This is a genomic window from Plesiomonas sp. ISS29 (assembly GCF_056522795.1).
The window spans coordinates 1815855-1839525 of record NZ_JAWRZQ010000001.1; the positions used below are offsets into that span (position 1 = coordinate 1815855).

20 protein-coding genes are annotated in these 23671 nt (G+C 46.8%); 7 read left to right on the forward strand and 13 right to left on the reverse strand.

The features are described 5' to 3' along the window. The first annotated feature begins 66 nt into the window (after positions 1–66). The 4 genes from AC1HDJ_RS08105 (at position 67) to yfcD (ending at position 3342) form a co-directional block, all read left to right on the forward strand. Positions 67–543, forward strand: coding sequence for an Lrp/AsnC family transcriptional regulator (locus AC1HDJ_RS08105; RefSeq protein ID WP_479534912.1), 477 nt, complete (start codon positions 67–69; stop codon positions 541–543). Positions 544–848: 305 nt separating this feature from the next. Further along, positions 849–2030 (forward strand): thiolase family protein, encoded by a 1182-nt coding sequence (locus tag AC1HDJ_RS08110; protein ID WP_479534914.1) that lies wholly within the window; start codon positions 849–851, stop codon positions 2028–2030. Between the two features lie 197 nt (positions 2031–2227). Then, positions 2228–2779 carry a phosphodiesterase gene (gene yfcE, locus AC1HDJ_RS08115; protein ID WP_479537054.1) on the forward strand — a complete coding sequence of 184 codons (552 nt, stop codon included), beginning with the start codon at positions 2228–2230 and terminating at the stop codon, positions 2777–2779. Positions 2780–2805: 26 nt separating this feature from the next. Continuing rightward, the gene (gene yfcD / locus AC1HDJ_RS08120; RefSeq protein WP_479534916.1) at positions 2806–3342 is read left to right on the forward strand and encodes an NUDIX hydrolase YfcD; all 537 of its coding nucleotides are present in this window, start codon (positions 2806–2808) and stop codon (positions 3340–3342) included. 60 nt (positions 3343–3402) lie between these two features. Here the strand turns inward: yfcD and pta are convergent, their stop codons facing one another. Together pta and ackA are read right to left on the reverse strand one after the other, a co-directional pair. Further along, the gene (gene pta / locus AC1HDJ_RS08125; RefSeq protein WP_479534918.1) at positions 3403–5541 is read right to left on the reverse strand and encodes a phosphate acetyltransferase; all 2139 of its coding nucleotides are present in this window, start codon (positions 5539–5541) and stop codon (positions 3403–3405) included. 75 nt (positions 5542–5616) lie between these two features. Continuing rightward, positions 5617–6819, reverse strand: a complete 1203-nt coding sequence (ackA, locus tag AC1HDJ_RS08130) for an acetate kinase (protein ID WP_438623080.1) — start codon at positions 6817–6819, stop codon at positions 5617–5619. Positions 6820–7136: 317 nt separating this feature from the next. Here ackA and yfbV point away from each other — a divergent pair, with 317 nt between their 5' ends. Then, entirely contained in the window at positions 7137–7589 is a 453-nt protein-coding gene (gene yfbV, locus AC1HDJ_RS08135; RefSeq protein ID WP_479534921.1) for a terminus macrodomain insulation protein YfbV, read from the forward strand. Between the two features lie 528 nt (positions 7590–8117). Then, on the forward strand, positions 8118–8618 hold the full coding sequence (locus AC1HDJ_RS08140) for a YfbU family protein (RefSeq protein ID WP_479534923.1): 501 nt from the start codon (positions 8118–8120) through the stop codon (positions 8616–8618). 143 nt (positions 8619–8761) lie between these two features. Here the strand turns inward: AC1HDJ_RS08140 and AC1HDJ_RS08145 are convergent, their stop codons facing one another. From AC1HDJ_RS08145 to AC1HDJ_RS08180, 8 genes are all read right to left on the reverse strand, one after another. Then, positions 8762–9451, reverse strand: a complete 690-nt coding sequence (locus tag AC1HDJ_RS08145) for an N-acetylmannosamine-6-phosphate 2-epimerase (RefSeq protein WP_479534926.1) — start codon at positions 9449–9451, stop codon at positions 8762–8764. After that, positions 9448–11013: a PTS transporter subunit EIIC gene (locus tag AC1HDJ_RS08150; protein ID WP_479534928.1), complete on the reverse strand. Its 1566-nt coding sequence runs from the start codon at positions 11011–11013 to the stop codon at positions 9448–9450. The genes AC1HDJ_RS08145 and AC1HDJ_RS08150 overlap by 4 nt, the downstream gene beginning before the upstream one ends. 162 nt (positions 11014–11175) lie before the next feature. Continuing rightward, a complete protein-coding gene (locus AC1HDJ_RS08155; RefSeq protein ID WP_479534930.1) occupies positions 11176–12045 on the reverse strand; it encodes a MurR/RpiR family transcriptional regulator in 870 nt (289 codons plus the stop codon). A gap of 240 nt (positions 12046–12285) precedes the next feature. Next, positions 12286–13026, reverse strand: a complete 741-nt coding sequence (pflA, locus tag AC1HDJ_RS08160) for a pyruvate formate lyase 1-activating protein (RefSeq protein WP_438623086.1) — start codon at positions 13024–13026, stop codon at positions 12286–12288. Positions 13027–13171: 145 nt separating this feature from the next. Beyond that, positions 13172–15454, reverse strand: a complete 2283-nt coding sequence (gene pflB, locus AC1HDJ_RS08165; RefSeq protein ID WP_479534933.1) for a formate C-acetyltransferase — start codon at positions 15452–15454, stop codon at positions 13172–13174. A 14-nt stretch (positions 15455–15468) separates the two neighbouring features. Continuing rightward, entirely contained in the window at positions 15469–16377 is a 909-nt protein-coding gene (gene focA / locus AC1HDJ_RS08170; RefSeq protein ID WP_479534935.1) for a formate transporter FocA, read from the reverse strand. A gap of 492 nt (positions 16378–16869) precedes the next feature. Beyond that, positions 16870–18624: a 30S ribosomal protein S12 methylthiotransferase accessory factor YcaO gene (ycaO, locus tag AC1HDJ_RS08175; protein ID WP_479534937.1), complete on the reverse strand. Its 1755-nt coding sequence runs from the start codon at positions 18622–18624 to the stop codon at positions 16870–16872. Positions 18625–18765: 141 nt separating this feature from the next. Continuing rightward, positions 18766–19344 (reverse strand): hypothetical protein, encoded by a 579-nt coding sequence (locus AC1HDJ_RS08180; protein WP_479534939.1) that lies wholly within the window; start codon positions 19342–19344, stop codon positions 18766–18768. Positions 19345–19556: 212 nt separating this feature from the next. Between AC1HDJ_RS08180 and ansB the strand changes: the two genes are divergently transcribed. Next, complete coding sequence (gene ansB, locus AC1HDJ_RS08185; protein WP_479534941.1) at positions 19557–20633, forward strand: L-asparaginase 2; 1077 nt, start codon at positions 19557–19559, stop codon at positions 20631–20633. A gap of 91 nt (positions 20634–20724) precedes the next feature. On the opposite strand, the gene AC1HDJ_RS08190 is transcribed toward ansB, so the two are convergent. The 3 genes from AC1HDJ_RS08190 to AC1HDJ_RS08200 form a co-directional block, all read right to left on the reverse strand. Then, on the reverse strand, positions 20725–21195 hold the full coding sequence (locus AC1HDJ_RS08190) for a hypothetical protein (RefSeq protein ID WP_479534943.1): 471 nt from the start codon (positions 21193–21195) through the stop codon (positions 20725–20727). 42 nt (positions 21196–21237) lie between these two features. Beyond that, positions 21238–21852, reverse strand: coding sequence for a 5'-deoxynucleotidase (yfbR, locus tag AC1HDJ_RS08195; protein ID WP_479534945.1), 615 nt, complete (start codon positions 21850–21852; stop codon positions 21238–21240). A gap of 290 nt (positions 21853–22142) precedes the next feature. Beyond that, positions 22143–23357 carry a pyridoxal phosphate-dependent aminotransferase gene (locus tag AC1HDJ_RS08200; RefSeq protein ID WP_479534947.1) on the reverse strand — a complete coding sequence of 405 codons (1215 nt, stop codon included), beginning with the start codon at positions 23355–23357 and terminating at the stop codon, positions 22143–22145. Between the last annotated feature and the right edge of the window lie 314 nt (positions 23358–23671).

Here is a 23671-nt window from a genome sequence, read left to right on the forward strand (position 1 = left end):
TGAAGAAAAACATTGCTATTATTCCCATAATTTCCCCATTAAGTAGAATAATTTTCTAAAAAAATCATGCTTGATAAAATAGATCGTAAGTTACTGGCGCTGTTGCAGCACAACAGTGCGCTCTCTTTGCAGGAACTGGCTGATGCGGTAAACCTGACAACTACGCCTTGCTGGAAGCGGCTAAAGCGTCTGGAAGATAGCGGGGTGATCCGGGCGCGCGTGGCTTTGCTGGATGCAGAGAAAATTGGTGTCGGGTTAACGGCATTTGTGTTGCTGAAAACACAAAATCATACCCGTGATTGGTATCAGGCTTTTGTGCAGCAGGTGAGTGAATGCCCAGAGGTGATGGAATTTTACCGTATGGCCGGTGAATACGATTATTTACTGCGGGTTCAGGTTTCTGGAATGAAGCAGTTTGATACCTTTTACAAAAAACTGGTGAACAATGTGCAGGGGTTGAGTGAGGTGACATCAAGCTTTGCCATGGAGCAGATTAAATATACAACAGCATTGCCACTCGATCTTCCTGTCGGAAATACGTAAAGATCATTGACTGTATTCTATAACATTCTATATGCCGTTGAATGATAACAAATTCAACGGCATTTTTTTGCAGTGAAGATGTTAATTGTTGTTAACATATTTATCACATGCAATGCAATTGCATACGCTTAATGCATTAAAACAGACAGATAGACAATTATTTTGGAATGTAGGTAACTTTTTTTTTGGATATTCAGTTTTTGTAAACTATAAGTCATCTATAGCGGGTAAAAATGAATACAGATGCATACTGAACAAAATTTACCCGTAGATAAAAAACAAAATAAGCCAAGGAAGAGGTTGTTATGTCTAAGAATATCGTTGTGTTGTCTGCTGTTCGTACCCCAATGGGTGGTTTTCAGGGCAGTTTGGGGGGATTTTCAGCCCCGCAATTGGGCGCTGAAGTGATTAAAGCAGCAATAGAGCGTGCTGATATTCAAGCTGATCATGTCAATGAAGTGTTGATGGGTTGTGTATTGCCTGCCGGACAAGGGCAAGCACCTGCGCGTCAGGCGGCATTAGCTGCCGGTTTACCTGATAGCGTACCCTGCACCACAGTAAACAAAGTCTGTGGCTCAGGGATGAAAACCTTGATGCAGGCGGCGGCCAGTTTGCGTACCGGTGAGGCCGATGTGATTGTTGCCGGCGGTATGGAAAGTATGACGCAATCACCTTACATTCTTCCGGCCGCACGCGCTGGCTTGCGTATGGGGCATGGTGCGGTAAAAGATCACATGTTTGCTGATGGCCTTGAAGATGCTTACAGCGGTAAGCTGATGGGTGTACTGGCACAGCAAATGGCCGATAAGCGTGAAATCTCCCGTGAAGAGATGGATAATTTTGCGATTGCCTCACTAGCAAAAGCAAACAAAGCGATTGCCGAGGGCGCGTTTGAAGCAGAAATTACACCGGTTACCGTTAGCGGCCGCAGTGGTAATACGCTGGTGGCCGTTGATGAGCAGCCGGGTAATGCTAAACCTGAGAAGATCCCGACTCTGCGCCCTGCGTTTGCGAAAGAAGGAACAATTACCGCCGCAAATGCTAGCTCCATTTCTGATGGAGCTGCTGCGTTGGTATTGGCAACCGAAGAGTATGCTGCCCAGCAAGGTTGCAAGCCGTTGGCTCGGATTGTCTCTTATGCATCACACGCCCAAGCACCAGAAGAGTTTACCGTAGCACCGGTAGGCGCTATTCGAAAAGCGATTGATCAGGCCGGTTGGTCGGTCGATGATATTGACTTGTTTGAAGTTAACGAAGCCTTTGCGATGGTTACTCTGCTGGCAATTAAAGATGTCGGTTTAGACAGCGCGAAAGTGAACGTGCACGGTGGTGCATGTGCATTAGGGCATCCGTTGGGTGCCAGTGGTGCGCGTGTTGTGGTTACTTTGATCCACGCTTTGCGTCGCTACGGTAAAAAACGTGGTTTGGCTGCACTGTGTATCGGTGGTGGTGAAGGTATTGCTATGACAGTTGAGCTGATTGATTAATTTTAAAAAATCATAAACTTGAGTGATTTTTTGCTTAAAGAAACAATGGTTATGCTTTCGTTTCTCAGGCTTAATCAGTATGTAATGTTATGCAATTAAAAGGCTTCATTTTGAAGCCTTTTATCTTATATGAATCATGGCATCTGGCCGGTGGCTACGGTATTCTAGGCGTCTCTTTCCTCTGCTTTCCTATCACCATGAAATTGTTATTTGCTTCTGATCTGCATGGCTCGGTTGAGGCAACTGAGCAGGTATTACAACGGTTTGAACAACATCAGGCTGATTGGCTCATTTTACTCGGTGATCTGATGTATCACGGCCCGCGTAATCCGCTTCCTGCGGGTTATGATCCCGCACAAGTTGCTGCGCTTTTAAATCCCTATAAAGATAAAATTATTGCGGTGCGTGGCAATTGTGAGAGTGAAGTTGATCAGATGCTGCTACATTTTCCGGTGATGGCCGATTACCAGCAGGTTTTACTGCCTGCGCGGCGGATGTTTTTAACGCACGGACACCTCTATAACCCACAGTCATTACCACCGCTTGCTGCGGGGGATGTACTGGCGTACGGACATACGCACCTTCCGGTGGCTGAAATTTCAGGGGATATTGTTGTATTTAACCCTGGTTCAGCGGCACTGCCGAAAGGCGGGTTTCCGGCAAGTTATGGCCTGTTGGCTGATAACCGGTTACAGGTATTGGCACTGGACACACAGTCTGTCATTGCTGCTATCACAATTGACGCTTAATGATGATAAGTCAAGGATCGAACCTGATGGATACACTGGTGCAAGAGTGGGTTGATGTTGTGGATGAAGAGAACCGTGTGACCGATACGGTTTCTCGGCAGCAGGTCAGAGAGCAAAACCTGTGTCACCGTGCTACCTATATCATTGTGCACGATGGCATGGGCAATATTTTAGTTCAGCGCCGAACCGAGGGTAAAGATTTCTACCCCGGCTGGTTGGATGCGGCAGCCGGTGGTGTGGTATCGGCGGGTGAGAGCATGAGTGAAGGTGCTAAGCGCGAAGGGGAAGAGGAGCTCGGTATTGCCGGTATTCCACTTCTTGATCATGGCAGTTTCTATTATGAATCTGAAGATTGCAAAGTGTGGGGTGGGTTGTTCAGCTGTATCAGCCGGGGGCCGTTTGCACTGCAAGAGTCAGAGATTGCAGAGGTGATGTGGATGTCTCTTGATGAGATAAACCAGCGTCGCCGTGAAATCACGCCAGATACTCGGGTTGCGCTTGATTTATGGCTTAACCGTAATAGCGGTGAGCTTTCCACTGAAAAAAGTCAGCTGGCATATTAAATTACGAATAAAAAAAAACCGGCTTATTAGCCGGTTTTTTTATTTCAGATAGAACACAAATTACTGTTGTGTCGCCTGAATTGCAGTGAGTGCGATGGTATAAACGATATCGTCAACCAATGCACCGCGTGACAGGTCATTAACTGGCTTACGCATGCCTTGCAGCATTGGGCCAATAGAAACCAGATCAGCTGAACGCTGTACTGCTTTGTAGGTGGTGTTACCGGTATTCAGGTCTGGGAAGACGAATACGGTAGCTTGACCGGCTACTTTGGAGTTTGGTGCTTTTGATTTTGCTACGTCAGCCATGATAGCGGCATCGTATTGCAGTGGGCCGTCGATCATCAGATCTGGGCGCTTTTCTTGTGCAATACGGGTTGCTTCACGGACTTTCTCTACATCGCTACCTGCACCTGAAGTGCCGGTAGAGTAAGAGATCATGGCAACACGCGGGTCAATACCAAAGGCAATGGCAGACTCTGCAGATTGAATAGCGATTTCAGCCAGTTGCTCAGAGGTTGGATCCGGGTTGATTGCACAGTCACCGTAAACCAGAACTTGGTCAGGCAGCAGCATAAAGAACACGGAAGAAACCAGTGATGCACCCGGTGCTGTTTTGATCAGCTGCAAAGGTGGACGAATGGTGTTGGCAGTGGTGTGAACCGCGCCAGATACCAGACCATCAACAGCAGAAGCTTCCAGCATCATTGTGCCCAGAACAACGGTATCTTGCAGTTGTTCACGTGCAACAACTTCAGTCATACCTTTGTTTTTACGCAGTTCAACCAGACGTGGAACGTAGGTTTCAATGACATCAGCAGGGTTAACAATTTCGATACCCTTGCCCAGTGTAACGCCCTGAGAAGCAGCAACACGTTGGATCTCTTCTGGGTTACCCAGCAAGATACACTCGGCAATACCGCGCTCAGCACACAGTGCGGCAGCTTTGATGGTACGTGGCTCATCACCTTCTGGCAGCACAACACGCTTACCGGCTTTACGAGCCAGTTCAGTCAGTTGGTAGCGGAATGCAGGAGGAGACAGACGACGTGAACGACTTGATGCCGCAGTCATTGATTCGATCCACTGGCCATCAATGTGTGAGGCGACGAAATCTTGAACTTTCTCGATACGCTCTTTGTCGTCTACTGGCACTTCCAAGCTAAAGCTTTGCAGGCTCAGAGATGACTGCCAGGTGTTGGTTTTTACGCCAAACACAGGCAAGCCGGTTTCAAATGCACGGGCACACAGCTCACGCACCTGAGGCTCGATAGCGTAGCCGCCAGTCAGCAGCAGAGCGCCAATTTCAACGCCGTTCATGGCAGCCAGTGAGGCAGCAACCAGAACATCTGAACGATCAGCCGAGGTCACAAGCAGTGAACCTGGGCGGAAATGTTCAACCATGTGCGGAATGCTGCGTGCACAGAATGTAACATTCTTAATGCGGCGGGTATTGATTTCACCTTCGTTGATGATTTCAGCATTCAGGTGCTTGGCCATATCGACTGCACGGGTTGCAATCAGGTCAAAGTTCCAAGGCACACAGCCCAGAACACGCAGCGGACTGTTGGCAAACAGCTGCAAAACTTCAACGTTAGCTGATTTTGCTTTGCTGCTGTCATCAAAAATTTCAGACAGGTCTGGGCGAGTACGGCCCATTTCATCAACCGGTGCGTTCAGTTTGTTAACAATCACACCTGCGATAGATTGGTTTTTCAATCCACCGAAGTTAGAGCATGCTACTTCAAGACGCTCTTTGAGCTCTTCAGGGGAATCGGTGCCCGGAGTGATAACAAATACGATCTCTGCGCCTAATGTCTTGGCAATGTCAAAGTTGACGTTGTTAGCAAAAGACTGCTTACGCGTTGGCACTAAACCTTCGATCAGAACGGTATCAGCGTCTTTAGTTTCTTCGCTGAAACGCGCAACAATCTGCTCAAGCAGTACATCAGTCTGGCCGCTACCGATCAGATTTTCGGCAAAGCTCAGGGCAAACGGCTCGATAGTTTTTACTGTGCCGTTAGCATTGATGATGCTGCTGGTCAGATCCGGCTCATTGCCGCCCTGACGTGGCTGGCAGATAGGTTTGAAGAAGTTGACGTTAACGCCTTTGCGCTCCATCGCGCGTACAACACCTAGACTGACGCTGGTCAGACCGACACCGGTGCCGATGGGAACTAACATGATGGTACGGGACACGGCTAAACCTCTATTCGGTTGGGCTAGAATGCAAAAAAGCACCGCCAGCAGAGCTGACGGTGCGGAAGTCGTTGATTATGCAGTCAGACGTGCAGCGTCTTGTGCAATCACCAGCTCTTCGTTGGTTGGGATGACCAGAGCAGGGCGGCTGTTGGCAGTAGCAATGTTGCCAGACTTACCAAAGCGTGCCTTCAGGTTGCCTTCTGGGTCGATTTCGAAGCCCAGAACAGCCAGTTTCTTCATGGTCAGTTCGCGAACCAATGCTGAGTTCTCGCCAATACCACCGGTGAAGATGATAGCGTCAAGACGGCCTTCCATTGCAGCAGCATAAGATGCTACGTATTTTGCTAAACGGTAGCAGAATACATCCATAGCACGTTTCGCGTTTTCTGCGGTTTCGTAGTTATCTTCAACGTAACGGCAGTCGTTAGAAACTTCGGTCAGACCCAGCAGGCCTGATTTTTTGGTCAGCATTTCGTTGATTTCAGCAACAGACATGCCCATTGCATCGTGCAGGTGGAATACGATAGCAGGATCGATATCACCTGAACGCGTACCCATAACCAGACCTTCTAGTGGAGTCAGACCCATAGAAGTATCAACACACTCACCGTTACGGATAGCAGCAACAGATGCGCCGTTACCCAGATGGCAAGTGATAACATTCAGCTCTTCTACTGGCTTGTTCAGCACTTTTGCAGCTTCACGGCTTACATAGAAGTGGCTAGTGCCGTGTGCACCGTAACGGCGGATGTGCTGTTCGGTATACAGGCTGTATGGTACTGCGTACAGGTATGCTTCTTGTGGCATAGTCTGGTGGAACGCAGTGTCAAATACTGCAACGTTTTTGTCTGCCAGATTCGGGAATTCTTTTAGTGCTTCTTCGATACCGATCAGGTGGGCAGGGTTGTGTAGGGGAGCAAAAGGAATCGCAGCTTTGATGCCGTCGATAACGTCAGCGTTGATCACAGCAGAAGCGGTGAAGTTTTCACCACCGTGAACAATGCGGTGACCGATAGCGGTCAGGTTAGCAGAGAGCTCCGGCTTCTGCGGCAGAATGGTGTTCACGATGTGGCTCAGTGCTTCTGCGTGTGCAGCGCCTGCACCCAGTTCAGCTTCGTGTTTTGCACCATCCATTTTCCACTTGATACGGGCTTCCGGCAGGTTAAAACACTCGGCCAGACCAGAGAGATGCTCGTCACCTGTTACTGCATCAATGATGGCGAACTTCAGTGAGGAACTACCGCAGTTTAAAACCAGAACCAGCTTGCTCGACATGAGAAAGTACCTATACGTCTAAATCGGATGATCATGACATGAACAAATCGCGTGCAATCCTAAAATCGTAGTGCATTATTGGGAAACTTGCTTATCTTAAGCAAAAGTATGTTTCTCCGATAATCAGACACAGAAAAGTAGATGACACCTGCTTTAGATACGACTATGGTTGAATTGATCTGCTCATGCTTGTGTGAGCGCATAGAATAGCGATACTTACCGCAGATCACAAAATAAATTGAATAAAGAAGCTTAATTTTAATCAATTTTTACTTAAATATTTTAATCGTTGCACTTTTTTTTGAATCGGAGGGCGTATGAGTGATGTGAGTCCGAGTTGGATGCAGCTGCTCCGGGATGGGCAAACGTATATGAAGTCGTGGCCAACAGAGAAGCGTTTGGCGATGATTTTCCCCGAGCCCCGCATAATCAAAACAACAAAGTTTGCGCAACGTTTTATGCCGGCATTGGCGGTGTTCAGTGTGGCATGGCAGATGTCGGTCGGTGGTGGCAATAATATGGCTGTTGCCGTGATTGTGGCGCTGTTTTCACTCAGCTTGCCGCTGCAGGGCTTATGGTGGTTAGGAAAACGGGCAAATACGCGCCTGCCACCCTCTTTGACTCAGTGGTATCGAGATATCTACCATAAAATGCAAGCGGGTGGGATGGCGCTATTGCCGGTAGCCAGTAACCCCCGTTATCAGGAGTTAGCTGAGCTGCTCAATCGTGCGCTGAAAAAACCGGAATGGCAGATTTTAGATGAGCTGTAGTTGATTCGCTGTAACTACGCTGTTGTAACTAGGCTAAGGCATATATTGCAGTACTGAGGTATATACTAAGGCGTGGTGTTGTATATCACAGGCTTACTGGGTCTGATTGTGGCGCAGTAAGCTTGTGTTGTTTTTCGTTTTTTTTCCTTCCCTTTAAATAAAGTCTTTTTATTTTTTGATCTGAATCACAATGAATGTTTTGTTTTGCCACTGGCTGTGAAACAAAACGTGGTCAAAATCAAAAAATCCATGTTATGACCATGCTACTTTATAATGACTTTATAATGACTTTATGGATGAGATATTTTTCACGACAACAGTGTTGGCTTATAAGGCTGAAACGATACAGCCTATTCGGTATGGGTGATTTTAGCGTGTAGATCCTGCTAATACGGTGGCTGATGTTGTTTGAACCGATCTTTTTATTTTGCTCTATTTATACAAAAAGTTGATCTTAAAAGAGCCGATATAAAGGTAATAGACTGTTGTGGTGAAAAACTTTTATTTTTCTTATGCGGAGAGCAAACCATGGAAATGACGAACGCCCAGCGTCTGATTTTATCGAACCAGTATAATTTGATGGCGATGATGGATCCGAATAATGCCGCGCGTTATCGCCGTTTGCAGACGATTGTTGAGTGTGGCTATGGTTTGCAGTTGCGTGAACTGGATCGTCACTTTGGTGATCTAAGCGAAGAGGATTGCCGCACGATTATTGATGCGATGGAGATGTACCACGCTCTGCAAGTATCGTTTAATAATTTGAGTGCTGATACTCAGCAGCCGATTGATTCACGCCGTTTAGGTTTTTTAGGGTTTGATGCGGCTACAGAGCCACATTTACTGGGGTATGTTCGTTTTCTGGTGGAAACTGAAGGCCGTTACCCGCAGTTTGATGCTTCTGTGCACGGGTTTAATGCCCAGATGCCGATGTGGGATAAATATCAGCGGATGTTGAATGTATGGCATGCTTGTCCGCGCCAGTATCACTTATGTGCAGCTGAAATTGCACAGGTGCTGAATGCGTAACTAATTCGCTATTATTTGTTGTCTTAACGCACATAATAAAAAGCTCTCAGGCCGTTGCCGAGGGCTTTTTTTGTGTCTATTTTTTTATTTTCACAGACCCTGTACGCGGTTAAAACGTACAGGGCTTGATTCTGTTTATGCGTTTATGCAATGGCTTTCGCAAAGCGTTGCGTGATGAGTTGCGGGCGGGTAATGGCGCTGCCAACAACTACGGCATAACAGCCAAGTTCCATGCAGCGTTTTGCCATTTCTGGCGTTTCCACATTACCTTCTGCGATCACCGGAATATTGACATTGGCCAGTACATCTTTCAAAAACACATAATCGTTGTGATACAGTTTGTGTGTCTGGGTGTATTCGGTGTAACCGTGCAGTGTGGTTGATACACAGTCAAAGCCCAGTTGCTCGGCAATTTTTGCCTCTTCGAGCGTTGAGATATCGGCCATCAGCGCAACGTCAGGGTATTTACTGCGAATTTTAGTCACCAATTCAGCCAGTGTTTCCCCCTGAGGGCGGGGGTTGATGGTGGCATCAAGGGCGATCATCTCTGGGTGAACCGTCATCAGTTCATCCACTTCCTGCAATGTTGCGGTGATATACACGTTACTGTTGGCGTAATCGCGCTTGATGATACCGATAATCGGCAGATCAACATGCTGTTTGATGGCGGCGATATCTTTTGCACTGTTGGCGCGAATACCTACAGCGCCACCTTGTGCCGCGGCAACGGCCATTCTGGCCATAATGAAATCACTGTGCAGTGGCTCATCGTCGAGTGCCTGACAGGAAACAACCAGCCCTTTGTGGATTTTCTTGAACAGATTCGCTGTCATAAGCCTAATACTTCCTCTATTTCATTTTTAATGATCGTAACATGCGGGCCATAAATAATTTGTACCCCGTTACCTTTCATCACGATAGCACGTGATTGTGTTGATTTAATCAGCTCTTGGTTGACTTGTTCACTGTCATTGACTGAGATCCGCAGGCGGGTTGCACAGCAATCAACATCTTTGATGTTGGATTTTCCGCCTAATCCATCAATGATTCGCTGTGCCCGTTCTGTACCTGAGAGAGCATCTCCGGCAGGCTCGGCTTCAACGGCCTCTTTTTCTCGCCCTGGGGTATTTAGCCCTAATTTGGTGATCAGGATCCGGAAGGTAAAGTAGTATAAGAAAAACCATACCGTGCCGATGACCGGAACGAACATCCAGTTTGTTTTGGTTTCACCTTGTAAGATACCGAACAGTACAAAGTCAATGAATCCACCCGAGAAGGTCTGCCCAATGGTGATGCTGAAAATATGAGCCAGCATAAAGGCAAGGCCATCAAAGAAGGCATGGACTACGTATAATACCGGAGCTAAAAATAGGAATGAAAACTCCAGTGGCTCGGTGATACCGGTCAGAAAACAAGTTAATGCGGCGGTTAACATCAGGCTGCCAACACGCTTTTTATGTTCAGGTTTTGCGGTGTGGTAAATGGCGAGGGCTGCGCCTAGCAAACCAAACATCATGGTGATAAAGCGGCCAGACATGAAGCGCGCCGTTCCCTCAAAGAACTTTGCGGTATTTGGATCTGCCAACTGTGCAAAGAAAATACGCTGTGTACCTTCCACCAATACCCCATCTACCACGGCACTGCCGCCCAAAGCGGTTTGCCAGAAAGGTAAATAGAAGATGTGGTGTAAACCAAACGGGCCTAATAAGCGCAGAACAAAGCCGTAGATAAATGTGCCAATATAGCCGGTTGTTTCAACTAAGCTGCCCATGCTGGCAATACCCGCTTGTACTACCGGCCAGACAAGGTACATCAGCGTACCAAGGATAATTGCCCCGAATGAGGTGATGATTGGGACAAATCGCGATCCGCCAAAAAAGCCTAAAAACTGTGGCAGCTCAATCTTGTTATAACGCGAGTGCAGTAGGTAAGCCATAATGCCGACAATCACACCGCCAAATACGCCAGTATCGAGTGCCTGAATGCCGAGGATCATACCTTGACCACTCGCACCTAAGTTACCGGTGGCAAGTTCGGTATTTAAGATCAGCAGTGAGTTTATGGTGGCATTCATCACCAAATAACCGAGTACTGCGGCTAATCCAACGGTGCCTTTATCGCTTTTCGCTAGGCCGACGGCCAGCCCGACCGCAAACAGCAGAGGTAAGTTGCTAAATACAATGGCACCGGCACTGCTCATGACGGTAAAGATAGCCTGAAGCAGTGGGATATTTAAGAACGGATAGGCTGCCAATGTATTGGGATTTGACAGTGCTCCGCCAATACCGAGTAAAAGGCCTGCTGCTGGTAATACTGCAATAGGCAGCATCAGGGATTTGCCAAATTTTTGGGCTTGTTCGAAGAAATTTTGCCTGAGCATGCTGAGCTTGTTCATGTGGTTACACTCCGACCGATGTTGATTGGAGTATAATTCCATTTGATGGAGTAATACTCCATATGCGGTGAGCATTTGTGTAATGAAGATCACTAATAATTTTTGATAAAACCGATCTTCACTCTGAGTGTCTGGCTGAAAATGTATAAATAAGACAGTGCGTTATTCTAGTGAACGGGTTGTTTTGAGCTTAAATTCCCGAGCACTGTCGGGTTTAGCCTGAACAAGTAAAGTGTAGAGCAGATCAATGATAAACAGCTGTGAAAGTTTGGTGCCGATAGAATCACCCTGCAGGAAATTTTCCTGATTGCCGTTATTGAGTATGCAGTCTGCATAAGTACAAATGGCTGAAAACGTATTTTGGGTGATGGCTACGGTAAATGCACCGGCCTCTTTTGCCAGCCGCAATGCTTTGATGGTTTCCGGTGAGTTACCTGAGTGTGAAATAGCAATGGCGATATCTTGTTCGCAGAGCAGTGAGGCGCGCATATACATAAAATGGTTGTTGGTTACGGCTTCAGAACGATAACCGATACGCATTAGCTTATTTTTCGCCTCTTCAGCAGTAATACCAGATGACCCGACACCAAAAAAGCAGATGTCACGGCAGTTCACAATCTTATCAACAACATGGCAAATTGCGCTGTAGTCGAGCCGTTCAATGGTTTCATCCAAGACCTGAATCAGGTTGTTTTTCAGTTTTTTGGCGATCAAATCGGTGGGGTCATCAAGTTCCACTTCTTGTGAAAGCAGGGGAGTGATGTTCCGGTTTTTATTGGCAATCTCTACTGCCAGTGCCACTTTAAACTCTTGAAAACCTTTAAATCCGAGTGATCGGCAAAAGCGAATAACCGAGGCTTCACCTACTTTTGCGCACAAAGAGAGCTGACTGACTGAGCTGTGTGTTGCTTGCTCTGGCGCGTGAATGATTGCATCAGCCAAGCGTTTTGCCGAAGGCGTTAGCTCGCTGTTGATCATTTTCAGGTGTGTCAGAATGCGCGTGTTATTCAAGATTGGGTGAGAGGCCGGCATAATAGAAAACAGTGTCAGGGAAATTGTCCGACAGGATACCGTAAAGCGGTTGCCTACAGCAAATGAGTGCGGTTTGTGGCCAATGGTAGTTAACGGCGGGAGTGTACTTGGGTTGGTGAGTTTTCTTCAGGCTAAAATAAAAACCGGTTGTAATAAAAACAGGCTGTAATAAAACGAGCGGCAATAAAAAAACCGGCACAGATGATGCCGGTTTTTAGGTGAAGCGTACTGAAAGCACACTCAGTACATTACTTTGTGGCCATAACCTTCAAGAATGGTTTTAATTTTCTCAAGTGTTTCTTTTTTCGGGGGTTTTACACCGGCCAATTTGTACTCTTCACCCATGGCTTCCCACTTATGTTTACCCAGCTCATGGTAAGGAAGAAGCTCAATTTTCTCTATATTTTTCATGTCTTTGATAAATTCACCCAGCTGGTGTGCTGAGGCTTCATCATCGGTATAACCTGGAACGATGACATAGCGGATCCATGTGGTTTTATTGATTTTGGCTAAGTATTGCGCAAAATCTAAGACCCGCTTGTTTGATACGCCGACCAGATTGTGGTGGATGTCATCATTAATTTGTTTGAGATCGAGCATGACCAGATCGGTGGCATCAAGCAGCTCATCGATCACCGGTTCCATTTTACGGACAAAACCGTTGGTATCCAGACAGGTGTGAATGCCTTCTGCTTGACAGGCGCGGAACAGATCGCGCACAAACTCTGCCTGTAAAATAGCTTCACCGCCTGATGCAGTCACACCGCCACCCGAGGCTTTCATAAAATGGCGGTAGGAGCGTAAATCATTCATGATTTCATCGACTGTCACCTCTTTGCCGCCGTGGGTATCCCACGTATCGCGGTTGTGGCAGTACAGGCAGCGCATCAGGCAGCCTTGCATAAAGACGATGAAGCGGATCCCTGGGCCATCAACCGTACCGCAGGATTCGAAAGAGTGGATACGTCCTTTCACTGACATAGCGAGGTAATACTCCGCATAAGGCTGAACAATAGCAGCCTGTTTAAAATAAAAAAGGCCCCGAAGGGCCTTTTATTTTACGCGATTTTTGCAGATTTTTCCGCATTTACACGCAGTTTGTAATGTTATTCGTGGAATAACAAGATTACAGTGACTGGGTGAAGGTACGAGTAATCACGTCTTGCTGCTGTTCTTTAGTCAGCGAGTTGAAACGTACGGCATAACCAGATACACGGATGGTCAGCTGAGGGTATTTCTCAGGGCTTTCCATTGCGTCTAGCAGCATTTCACGGTTCATTACGTTCACGTTCAGGTGTTGACCACCTTCGATGCTCGCTTCGTGGTGGAAGTAACCGTCCATCAGGCCAACTAGGTTACGCTTTTGCGCTTCCATGTCTTTACCCAGTGCGTTAGGTACGATAGAGAAGGTATAAGAGATACCGTCTTTCGCATGCGCAAATGGCAGTTTAGCCACAGAGGTCAGGGATGCAACAGCACCTTTCTCATCACGGCCGTGCATTGGGTTGGCACCCGGGCCGAATGGCGCGCCAGCACGACGACCATCTGGCGTGTTACCGGTTTTCTTACCATAAACCACGTTAGAGGTGATGGTCAGAACTGACTGAGTTGGGATAGCGTTACGGTAAGTTTTCAGCGCACGGATCTTGGTCATGAAACGCTCAACCAGATCACAAGCGATGTCATCTACACGTGAATCGTTGTTACCAAACTTCGGATAGTCACCTTCGATTTCGAAATCTACTGCGATACCGTCTTCATCACGTACTGGTTTAACAGTGGCGTATTTGATTGCAGACAGGGAGTCAGCAGCAACAGACAGACCTGCGATACCACATGCCATAGTACGAACTACGTCACGGTCGTGCAGCGCCATCAGAGAAGCTTCGTAGCTGTACTTGTCGTGCATGAAGTGGATAACGTTCAGTGCAGTTACATACTGCTTCGCCAGCCAATCCATGAAGTGATCCAGACGATCCATCACTTTGGTGTAATCAAGAACGGCATCAGTCATTGGCGCTTCTTTCGGGCCAACTTGCATTTTCAGTTTTTCATCAACGCCGCCGTTGATTGCGTACAGCATGGTTTTAGCCAAGTTTGCACGAGCACCGAAGAACTGCATTTGCTTACCAACGATCATCGGAGATACGCAACATGCGATTGCATAGTCGTCAGAGTTGAAGTCTGGACGCATCAGATCATCGTTTTCGTACTGCAGGGAAGAGGTATCGATAGACACTTTCGCTGAGTAACGCTTAAAGCCTTCTGGCAGTGCTTCAGACCACAGGATGGTCATGTTCGGCTCTGGAGATGGGCCCATAGTGTAAAGGGTGTTCAGGAAGCGGAAGCTGCTCTTTGTCACCATAGTACGGCCATCTAAGCCCATACCTGCCAGTGATTCAGTTGCCCAGATTGGGTCACCAGAGAACAGAGTATCGTACTCAGGTGTACGCAGGAAACGTACCATACGCAGTTTCATGACGAAATGGTCAATCATCTCTTGCGCTTGTTCTTCAGTGATCAGACCCGCTTTCAGGTCACGCTCGATGTAGATATCGAGGAATGAAGAGGTACGGCCCAGAGACATTGCTGCACCATTTTGTGATTTCACTGCAGCTAGGTAGCCGAAGTAAGTCCACTGAATAGCTTCTTGTGCAGTTTTTGCCGGAGCAGAAATATCACAACCGTAAGAGGCTGCCATTTGCTTGATTTGGCCCAGTGCACGGTGCTGTTCTGCAATTTCTTCACGCAGTTGCATGGTCATTTGCAGATCTTCGCCGTTTTCCATGCGCTCTTGCAGGGAAGTGAACTGTGCGAATTTGTCTGCCAGCAGGAAGTCGATACCATACAGTGCAACACGACGGTAGTCACCGATGATACGGCCACGGCCATACGCATCAGGCAGACCAGTCAGTACACCTGACTTACGGCAGCGCAGGATATCAGGGGTATAGATATCAAATACGCCTTGGTTATGCGTTTTACGGTATTCGGTGAAAATTTTCTTAACCATTGGGTCAAGTTCACGACCGTAAACTTTGCAAGAACCTTCAACCATCTTGATGCCGCCAAATGGAATCAGCGCACGCTTCAGAGGGGCATCAGTTTGTAGACCAACGATAGTCTCTAGAGACTGGTCGATGTAACCTGCACCGTGAGAAGTAATGGTAGCTGGCAGGTCGGTATCAAAGTCAACCGGCGAATGCGTGCGGTTCTCTTCTTTGATGCCTTCCATGACGGAATCCCACAACTTGGTGGTCGCTTCAGTTGCACCCGCTAGGAACGCTTCATCGCCTTCATACGGTGCGTAGTTCTTCTGAATGAAGTCACGTACGTCGACAGCGTGTTGCCATTCACCGGAAGCGAAGCCTTCCCATGCGTTAGCGAAGTTTTGATTTAATTCGGTCATTGTATGTACCTACCTTAATTCTGAGGTGTTTCTTGCGAAAGCGCAGTACGCAGTGAGACAGGTAAAACTGTCTCTCCGCGCAAAAAGATAACCCAGTTCATCATTCCGACCAGCAGCGCACCACCGATAATATTACCCAAGGTAACCGGGATGAGGTTGTTGAAGACAAAATGAGAGACGGTTAAATCAGCAAACTGAGCAGGGTCAACATTGATGCTGGTCCAGAACTCTGGGCTGGCAAAGGTGTGAACCACGATACCCATTGGGATCATAAACATGTTTGCGATGCTGTGTTCAAATCCGCTGGCCACAAACATGGCTACAGGTAACAGCATAGCAAGAATCTTATCGGTAACGGAACGGCCTGCGTAGGTCATCCATACGGCCAAACAGACCATCAGGTTAGCCAAAATACCGAGGGCAACAGCTTCAACGAAGCTATGGTGCAGTTTGTGTTGTGCCGTTTTAAGCACGGTCAGACCCCATTGTCCATCGGCGGCGGTATGTTGACCGGCAAACCAGATCAGGCCAACAAAGAAGATAGCACCGATAAAGTTACCGACATATACCACACTCCAGTTCTTGAACATTTGTGCCCAAGAGATGCGGTTACTGGCTTTGGCCACGAGGGTTAATACGGTAGAAGTGAAGAGTTCGCCACCACAGAGCACAACAAGGATTAAACCTAAGGCAAAGGCGACACCGCCCATCATTTTGGCCAAGCCCCAAGCAACGCTGCCGGTTCCTGTCATGACGGTGGTATAAAAAACAAATGCGATGGAGATAAATACACCTGCCATGATGGCAAGTAAGAACGATTGGTTCTGATTTTTGGTTGCTTTATAAACACCGACATCTTCGGCTTTTTTAGCCATAGTTGCTGGCGCTAAAGCATCAACATGAGATGAGTTTTCTGTTTTCACACACGGGTACTCATTGACATGAAATTGGCGAGACAATACTAGCAAAACAGCTTTCATTTAAAATTGATCTAGATCATGTCCGTGAAATTAGATAACACAATTTACAAGGTTATTAACAGAGTGAAATATTTAACCACATGAAAAATAATAAGAAAAATTTTTTTAAAATTTGCACTAAAAATTGAATGTAACTAAGTTACGAAAAAAAATAACAGTATCAGCCGGTTACCGATCGTCTGTTGTTGGTGATCTCGATCACAAATAAAAGCCTCAAAAACTGTTTTGGGATATTTGGAATAATATTTGAAATAGAGGCTAACGTGCCATCGACAATCTATAGATGCCAATGGCTATAAATAAGTGTAGTTCAAATTGACGCATACGCTGGTTTTTTTTGTCTAAACATTGGGTTTTGTAAGTGCATAAAAAAACGGCACGAGCCTAAGCACGTACCGTTTTACTAAGATTATCGATATTTATGCGTTACTGAATTTAACTCCAGTAAGTGCGTTTTGCATTTTGCAGCTTTTGATAAGCATGCAGCAGTGCTTGATGAGCCGGGAATTCGTTCAGATCACTGTCAGAGGCGATAAGGCCAAAGAAGCGTTGTTCACCTTGAACTGCAGCCCATGCTTCACTCACGGTTTGTGCACCGTACATACGTTCAAACGCATGGCGGTATTGTTCAGGATGACGATCCTCATCCAAGAACAGCTCTAATGAGGCTTTCAGGCAGCGGTAGTAGTTTGCGCGCTCAGTTGAGAAGACTGACGCATTGAACTCCATCGTCCACTCAGCCCACTCGAGTGCAACATCAAGCTCACCTGCTGCCAGCGCCAGCATTGATTTCAGCTCACCGACACGCAGGGTATTCCACGCACTGTTTGCACCCGGAACAAAGCCGAGCAGTTCACGTACTCGGGTGAAATCATCCATGCCTTCTTCATCTAACTGGTTATAGAAGGCCATGTAGTCCTCTTTTTCCCATTCAGAATCAGGTAGGCTTAAGATGATATCGCGCAGGTGCATGCCCATATTGTTGTTGGCCAGCAGCAGATCATCTGCCGGATAAATATCAGACATGCTCGGCACTAAAATACGGCAGGCATATACGCCTAAATGCTCGTAATCAGCGATATACACATCAACATCTTCATCGGCAAAAATGCTCATCAAACCGGCAAACTCTTGCTCGGTATCATCACCAAAGTTCCAGTCAGCAAACTCATAGTCAGCTTCGGCTTTGAACATATCCCATGAAATCAGGCCGCTTGAATCAATAAAGTGGGTCTCAAGGTTGGCATGTTCGGCAACATCATCATTATCAAATGACGGAGGCATAAATACGTCAAGATCTTTGAGGCTGCGGCCTTGCAGTAGCTCTGTTACGGTACGCTCAAGTGCCACACCAAACATCGGGTGTGCGCCAAATGAGGCAAAGCAACTGCCATTTTCTGGGTTAAACAGCACCACACAAATTACCGGATATTGGCCACCGAGCGAAGCATCATAGGCAAAAATAGGGAAGCCTGCGGTTTCCAGCGTTGCAATGGCCTCTTGCACATGTGGGTAACGTGCCATGACTTCAGCCGGAATTTCAGGCAGGCTGATACCCTCAGCAATAATGCGGTTTTTAATGTAGCGTTCGAAAACTTCAGATAGCCCCTGTACACGCGCTTCATAGCGGGTATTACCGGCTGACATACCGTTTGACACATACAAGTTGGCAACGATATTCATCGGAATATAGACAGTTTCGCCATCTGATTGGCGGGTAAACGGCAGGGCGCAGATCCCGCGCTCTTCATTGCCTGATTGCAGGTCAATCAGGCCTGATGCCAGCAGTTCACCTTCTGGATCATAATAGTCGCGCAGACCGTCATCCAAAATGCCGTCTGGCAGGCTGTCGTCTTCAGGAATAGTGAACCATTTTTCATCGGGGTAGTGCACAAAATCGCCGTTGGCGATCTGTTCTCCAAGATAAAAATCGGCGAAGAAGTAGTTAGTAGACAGGCGTTCAAAATACTCACCCAGTGCAGAGGCCAGCGCGGCCTTTTTGGTTGCACCTTTACCGTTGGTAAAACACTGCGGACAGTCTTTATCACGGATATGAACGGACCAGACATTAGGCACTGGGTTTAACCATGAGGCTTCTTCAATATTAAAGCCCAATGCTTTCAGTTTGGACTGGAAACGCTCGATAGAATCTTCTAGGGCTGCGTCTTTGCCCGGAATGAAAGTTTGCATGTGCATAGAGTCCGTTTGATTGAGTCAAGAATGCCGGTAAAACTCATCCCGGCGGTTCAGGTGTTACATTACTGCGGTTTTATGGCAATTGTGAACCTGTTGTTTTGTTTATTTGGGAAGCCTGTTGATTGTAGCGCAATATTAACGTACTTCATTCTGATAAAACGTACTATCACAATTCGCTGCACCTTCAACGGTGTAATTATAAAAATCACCGTTTACAGATAGATAATCGTTCAGCGCGGAATAAGCAAGCTGTCGCTCGGGTGTATTAGTGATCCACTGCTCAATTTCTTTTAATGGGAAGTCGGGGGTCACATTTTGGAATGTTGCACAGGCGGCTGCTCGGGCAATCGGCTCGCCGGTGACAGAGATTGCTTTTTTATCCTCTAACTCTTGATTATAAGTCATCATACTTTGGCTGATTGCTGCTGCAAGCTGCATTAGCGCGGCTCGTTTACTCGGTTCGCTAGGGTAGCGCTGCGCAATTTTCCGCTGTACATCATCGCGTATTCCGTTGCCGTCAAGATCAATGCCCTCAAGGGTTAATGTACCGGCCATGCCGGGATCAGGCGGTAGGCTAGAGGAGAGCGCGGTAAAGGCCTGTTCGCGTTGCTGGCTGTTTTGTGAATCATCCGCAACTTGTAGCCGTGTGGTATTTGCTGATGCTGGCAGCACAGTGCCAGTAATTGCCAGTGCCAGTATTATTTTTGCGATCATGCACGTTCTCCTTCCTCTGTACTAAGAGAGCCCTATTGTCCGCTATTTTTATGTGCGGTAATTAACACTCTTAGGTTTTTATGCTGCGCTTAGCGCTTTTTTATACGATTAATCACATTTTTATTATTCATGCTCGGCATAATTGCGCCGGTCAATGAACGCACTTTCTGCTTTCATAGCAATTTGTCAATACATAAATGGATGTAATATTAATGACTCTGCATAAATCCTTCAAAAAAACGTTAAGTGCATCAGTGGTTGCATTGTGGTTTTCAAGTGCTGCATTTGCTGCTGATTTACCGAATATTACCATTTTGGCAACCGGCGGCACGATTGCCGGCGCAAGTACCACGAATTCGGCCACCGATTCCGGTTATACCGCAGGTAAAGTGGGTGTAGATGCACTGATCGCGGCTGTGCCGGAAATGAGTAAGGTAGCAGATGTCACCGGTGAGCAGGTGGTAAAAATTGGCTCACAGGATATGAATGATGAAGTCTGGCTGACATTGGCTAAACGTGTGAATGCGTTGCTGGCCAAAGAGGATGTTGACGGCATTGTGATAACACATGGTACAGACACCATGGAAGAGACGGCCTATTTCCTAAATCTCACGGTGAAAAGTGATAAACCAGTCGTCTTAGTGGGCGCAATGCGCCCGTCAACCGCAATGAGCGCCGATGGCCCGTTTAATTTGTATAACGCCGTCGTCACGGCGGCAGACGGCGCATCAAAAGGGCGCGGTATAATGGTTGCGATGAATGATACGGTATTGGGTGCGCGTGATGTTGTGAAAATGAGCACAACAGAAGTGAATACGTTTCAAGCACCAAATTTTGGCCCGTTAGGGTATATCCATAACGGTAAAATTGATTATCAGCGCACTCCAACCCGTAAGCATACCGGTGGTGTGCAGTTTGATATTAGTAAGCTAGATAAGCTGCCGAAAGTGGGCATTGTTTACGGCTATTCAAACATGGCGGTAGAGCCGGTAAAAGCGCTAGTGGATGCCAAATATGATGGGATCGTGACTGCCGGTGTGGGCAACGGTAATCTGTATAACACAACGTTTGATGTGCTGGAGAAGGCGGCAAAGCAGGGTACGGCGGTGGTTCGTTCATCACGCGTGCCGACCGGAGCGACTACGTTGGATGCCGAGATTGATGATGCTAAATATGGTTTTGTGGCCTCGGGTGCGCTTAATCCACAAAAAGCCCGTGTTTTGCTGCAACTGGCATTAACCGAAACCAAAGATCCGGCTAAAATTCAGGAAATTTTCCAGCAGTACTAAATTCTTCGGCAGTACTCTGTTGCCTAAATAAAAAAAGGCGCAACCTCGGCGGTAAATGTTGAGGTTTGCGCTTTTTTTTATAGTGATGTGATTAGAGCTTTTTGATCCACACACCGTTTTCTTGTTCAACGCTGTTTTCCCAACCACACAGCGCGGTAACATCACTCTCTTTATATAAAATGGCCGGCTGACGCCCGTATCCAAACATAAAGTTGTACTGCTGTTTTTGTGCGCTGGTGCTGCTGGCATCGGTATTTACATCGCCCAAGGTGCGCTCTACGTTAAACAGCATGTCTCCGACCCAGAGAAACTTCCTGTACTGCGGATACATTGAACTCCAGCCCGGCATGGTGTTCTCATCTTCTAATATGCCGGTTACGTGGGTGATATCACTGTGTGCAAGTGCCGGACACAAGGTTTTGAGTTTGCGCCATGCGCTGACCACACTCTGAATTTGTTGCGGAGCAAGTGTGGGCTGATCAATGGTAACTTTCAGCTCTTTTTCTTTGTCTTTGCAGCCGGTCAGGGCGACCAGTACAACCAGTGCCGCAATACGTTTCATAAATTATCCTGTATTTATCGGTGATCTTGTATAAACAGCTACTTACAAACTGTGGTTTTCGCCTTGTTCATCATGGCTGATTTCATCGAGTGACAGATGAAAACTGGGGACAAACACCGTCATAAAGTAGTCCATCTCTTCGCTGTGTCGCTCTTTGAGTGTTTTTTTCAGGCGCTTTTTCGCCAGTTTAAATTCATTATTACCGGCCTCAAGCTCTTCAATGCATTTTAAGTATGCACAGAGCGAATCGGCCTGCTTCACCAGCAGTTGTTCTTCGGGTTCGTGTTCATCTGAGTTAATCAGCGGGCGGTAATCTTCCTGAAACTCTTCCGGAAGCATATCAATTAGCCTGTTTTCGGCGATTTTTTCAATTTTCTTATATTCGCGGGCAATTTCAGGGTTGTAATACTTAATCGGGGTTGGCAAATCACCGGTCAGTACTTCGCTGGCATCATGGAACATGGCAATCAGTGCGATACGCTCAGGGTTGACCTTTCCCCCAAATTTTTTGTTTTTAATCAACGCCAGTGCATGAGCAACAAAGGCCACTTGTAAACTGTGTTCAGAGATATTCTCTGCACGGATATTGCGCATCAGTGGCCAGCGATTAATCAGCTTCATGCGTGAAAGATAGGCAAAAAAGTGGCTGTGATTCATAACGATCCTCGTCAGCATAAGGCCATCAGTAAAGAGGCGTATCAATAAACGGGCATATCAATAAACAAAAAATACGCTTAAACATAAGCGGTATATGTTTCATGTGTTGGCTTGGATGAGAGTTTATCGCAGAAAAGGGAAAACAGCATGCCTATGAATAGGAAACAGAGCGTTACGTGGAGTATAACGAAGAATAGAAACAGGCAGTGCGACCTTTATTAGAGCTTCATTAAAGAAAGCTTCTCGTTAGAGGGCACACTACCGATAAGGTTATTTACGCTAAGACAAACTTACTGGTGATAATTGGCAAAAAAACGGCCAAGTTTGCCGATGGCCATCTCGAGTGTATCAACCCGAGGCAGGGTAACGATGCGGAAGTGATCATGCTGCGGCCAGTTAAAACCGGTGCCTTGTACCAGTAGTACTTTCTCTTGCATCAGTAGATCAAACACCATTTTCTGATCATTTTGGATATTGAATTTTTTCTGATCCAATTTAGGGAACATGTACAGTGCACCCATCGGTTTGACACAGGATATACCGGGGATCTGGTTTATGAGTTCCCACGCGCGGTTACGCTGCTCATACAAGCGCCCGCCGGGTTGGATAAATTCACTGATGCTCTGGTAGCCACCAATGGCGGTTTGGATGGCATGCTGCATCGGCACGTTGGCACACAAACGCATTGAGGCCAGCATATCCAGCCCTTCGATATAGCCTTTGGCATGCTTTTTCGGGCCATTGAGGACCATCCAGCCCTGCCGGAAACCCGCCACGCGGTAGGTTTTTGATAGCCCGTTAAAGGTGACGGTCAGTAGATCAGGGGCTAATGCGGCAATTGAGTGATGTTTGGCTTCATCGTAGAGAATTTTGTCGTAAATTTCGTCGGCAAAAATGGTCAGATTATGCTGACGCGCTACCTCAACCACCTCTAACAGCAGCTCTTTACTGTATACGGCACCCGTTGGGTTGTTGGGGTTGATGATCACTATCCCTTTGGTATTGGGGGTGATTTTGCGTTTGATATCATCAATATCGGGAAACCAACCAGCATCTTCATCACACATATAGTGCACGGCATTGCCGCCAGAGAGCGAGACGGCGGCTGTCCATAATGGGTAATCAGGGGCGGGCACTAAGATTTCATCACCAGTGTTGAGCAGTGCCTGCATGGCCATCACGATCAGCTCTGACACGCCATTACCGATATAGATATCTTCCACTGTGATATCCATCATGTTGCGCTTTTGGTAGTGCTGCATAATCGCTTTACGTGCCGAATACAGGCCTTTTGAGTCACAGTAGCCCTGTGCGGTCGGCAGATTACGAATAACATCGACTAAAATTTCATCTGGCGCATCAAACCCAAACGGGGCTGGATTTCCGATATTCAGTTTGAGGATGTTGTGGCCTTCTTCCTCAAGGCGCTTCGCCTCTTTCAGTACTGGCCCGCGAATGTCATAACAAACGTTATCTAATTTGATTGATTTATTGAGTAAGTGCATGATTAGCGCGCCATTATTTGAAATCATTAACTAAAATGTAGGTATCTGTAGCACTTTACTCCGCAAGTTCCTTATTCGAAAGACAAAAACCTGATTTTGGAGCAAGGCTCTGTATCCAGTAGAGATATTAGCGGATATCAGATTGTATAACTGAAATTTACGGTGTTTTGTTGTAATAATTGCAGATAAAATAGATTAAAATCGTGCGTGCAGCACAGCGCTTTACGGGTGTAGTCGTTAAACATTGTAATTTAGAGTTACAATACAACTGTTTTATCACTGTTTTTTGTGATTTCTCTCGATTAACGATAGGT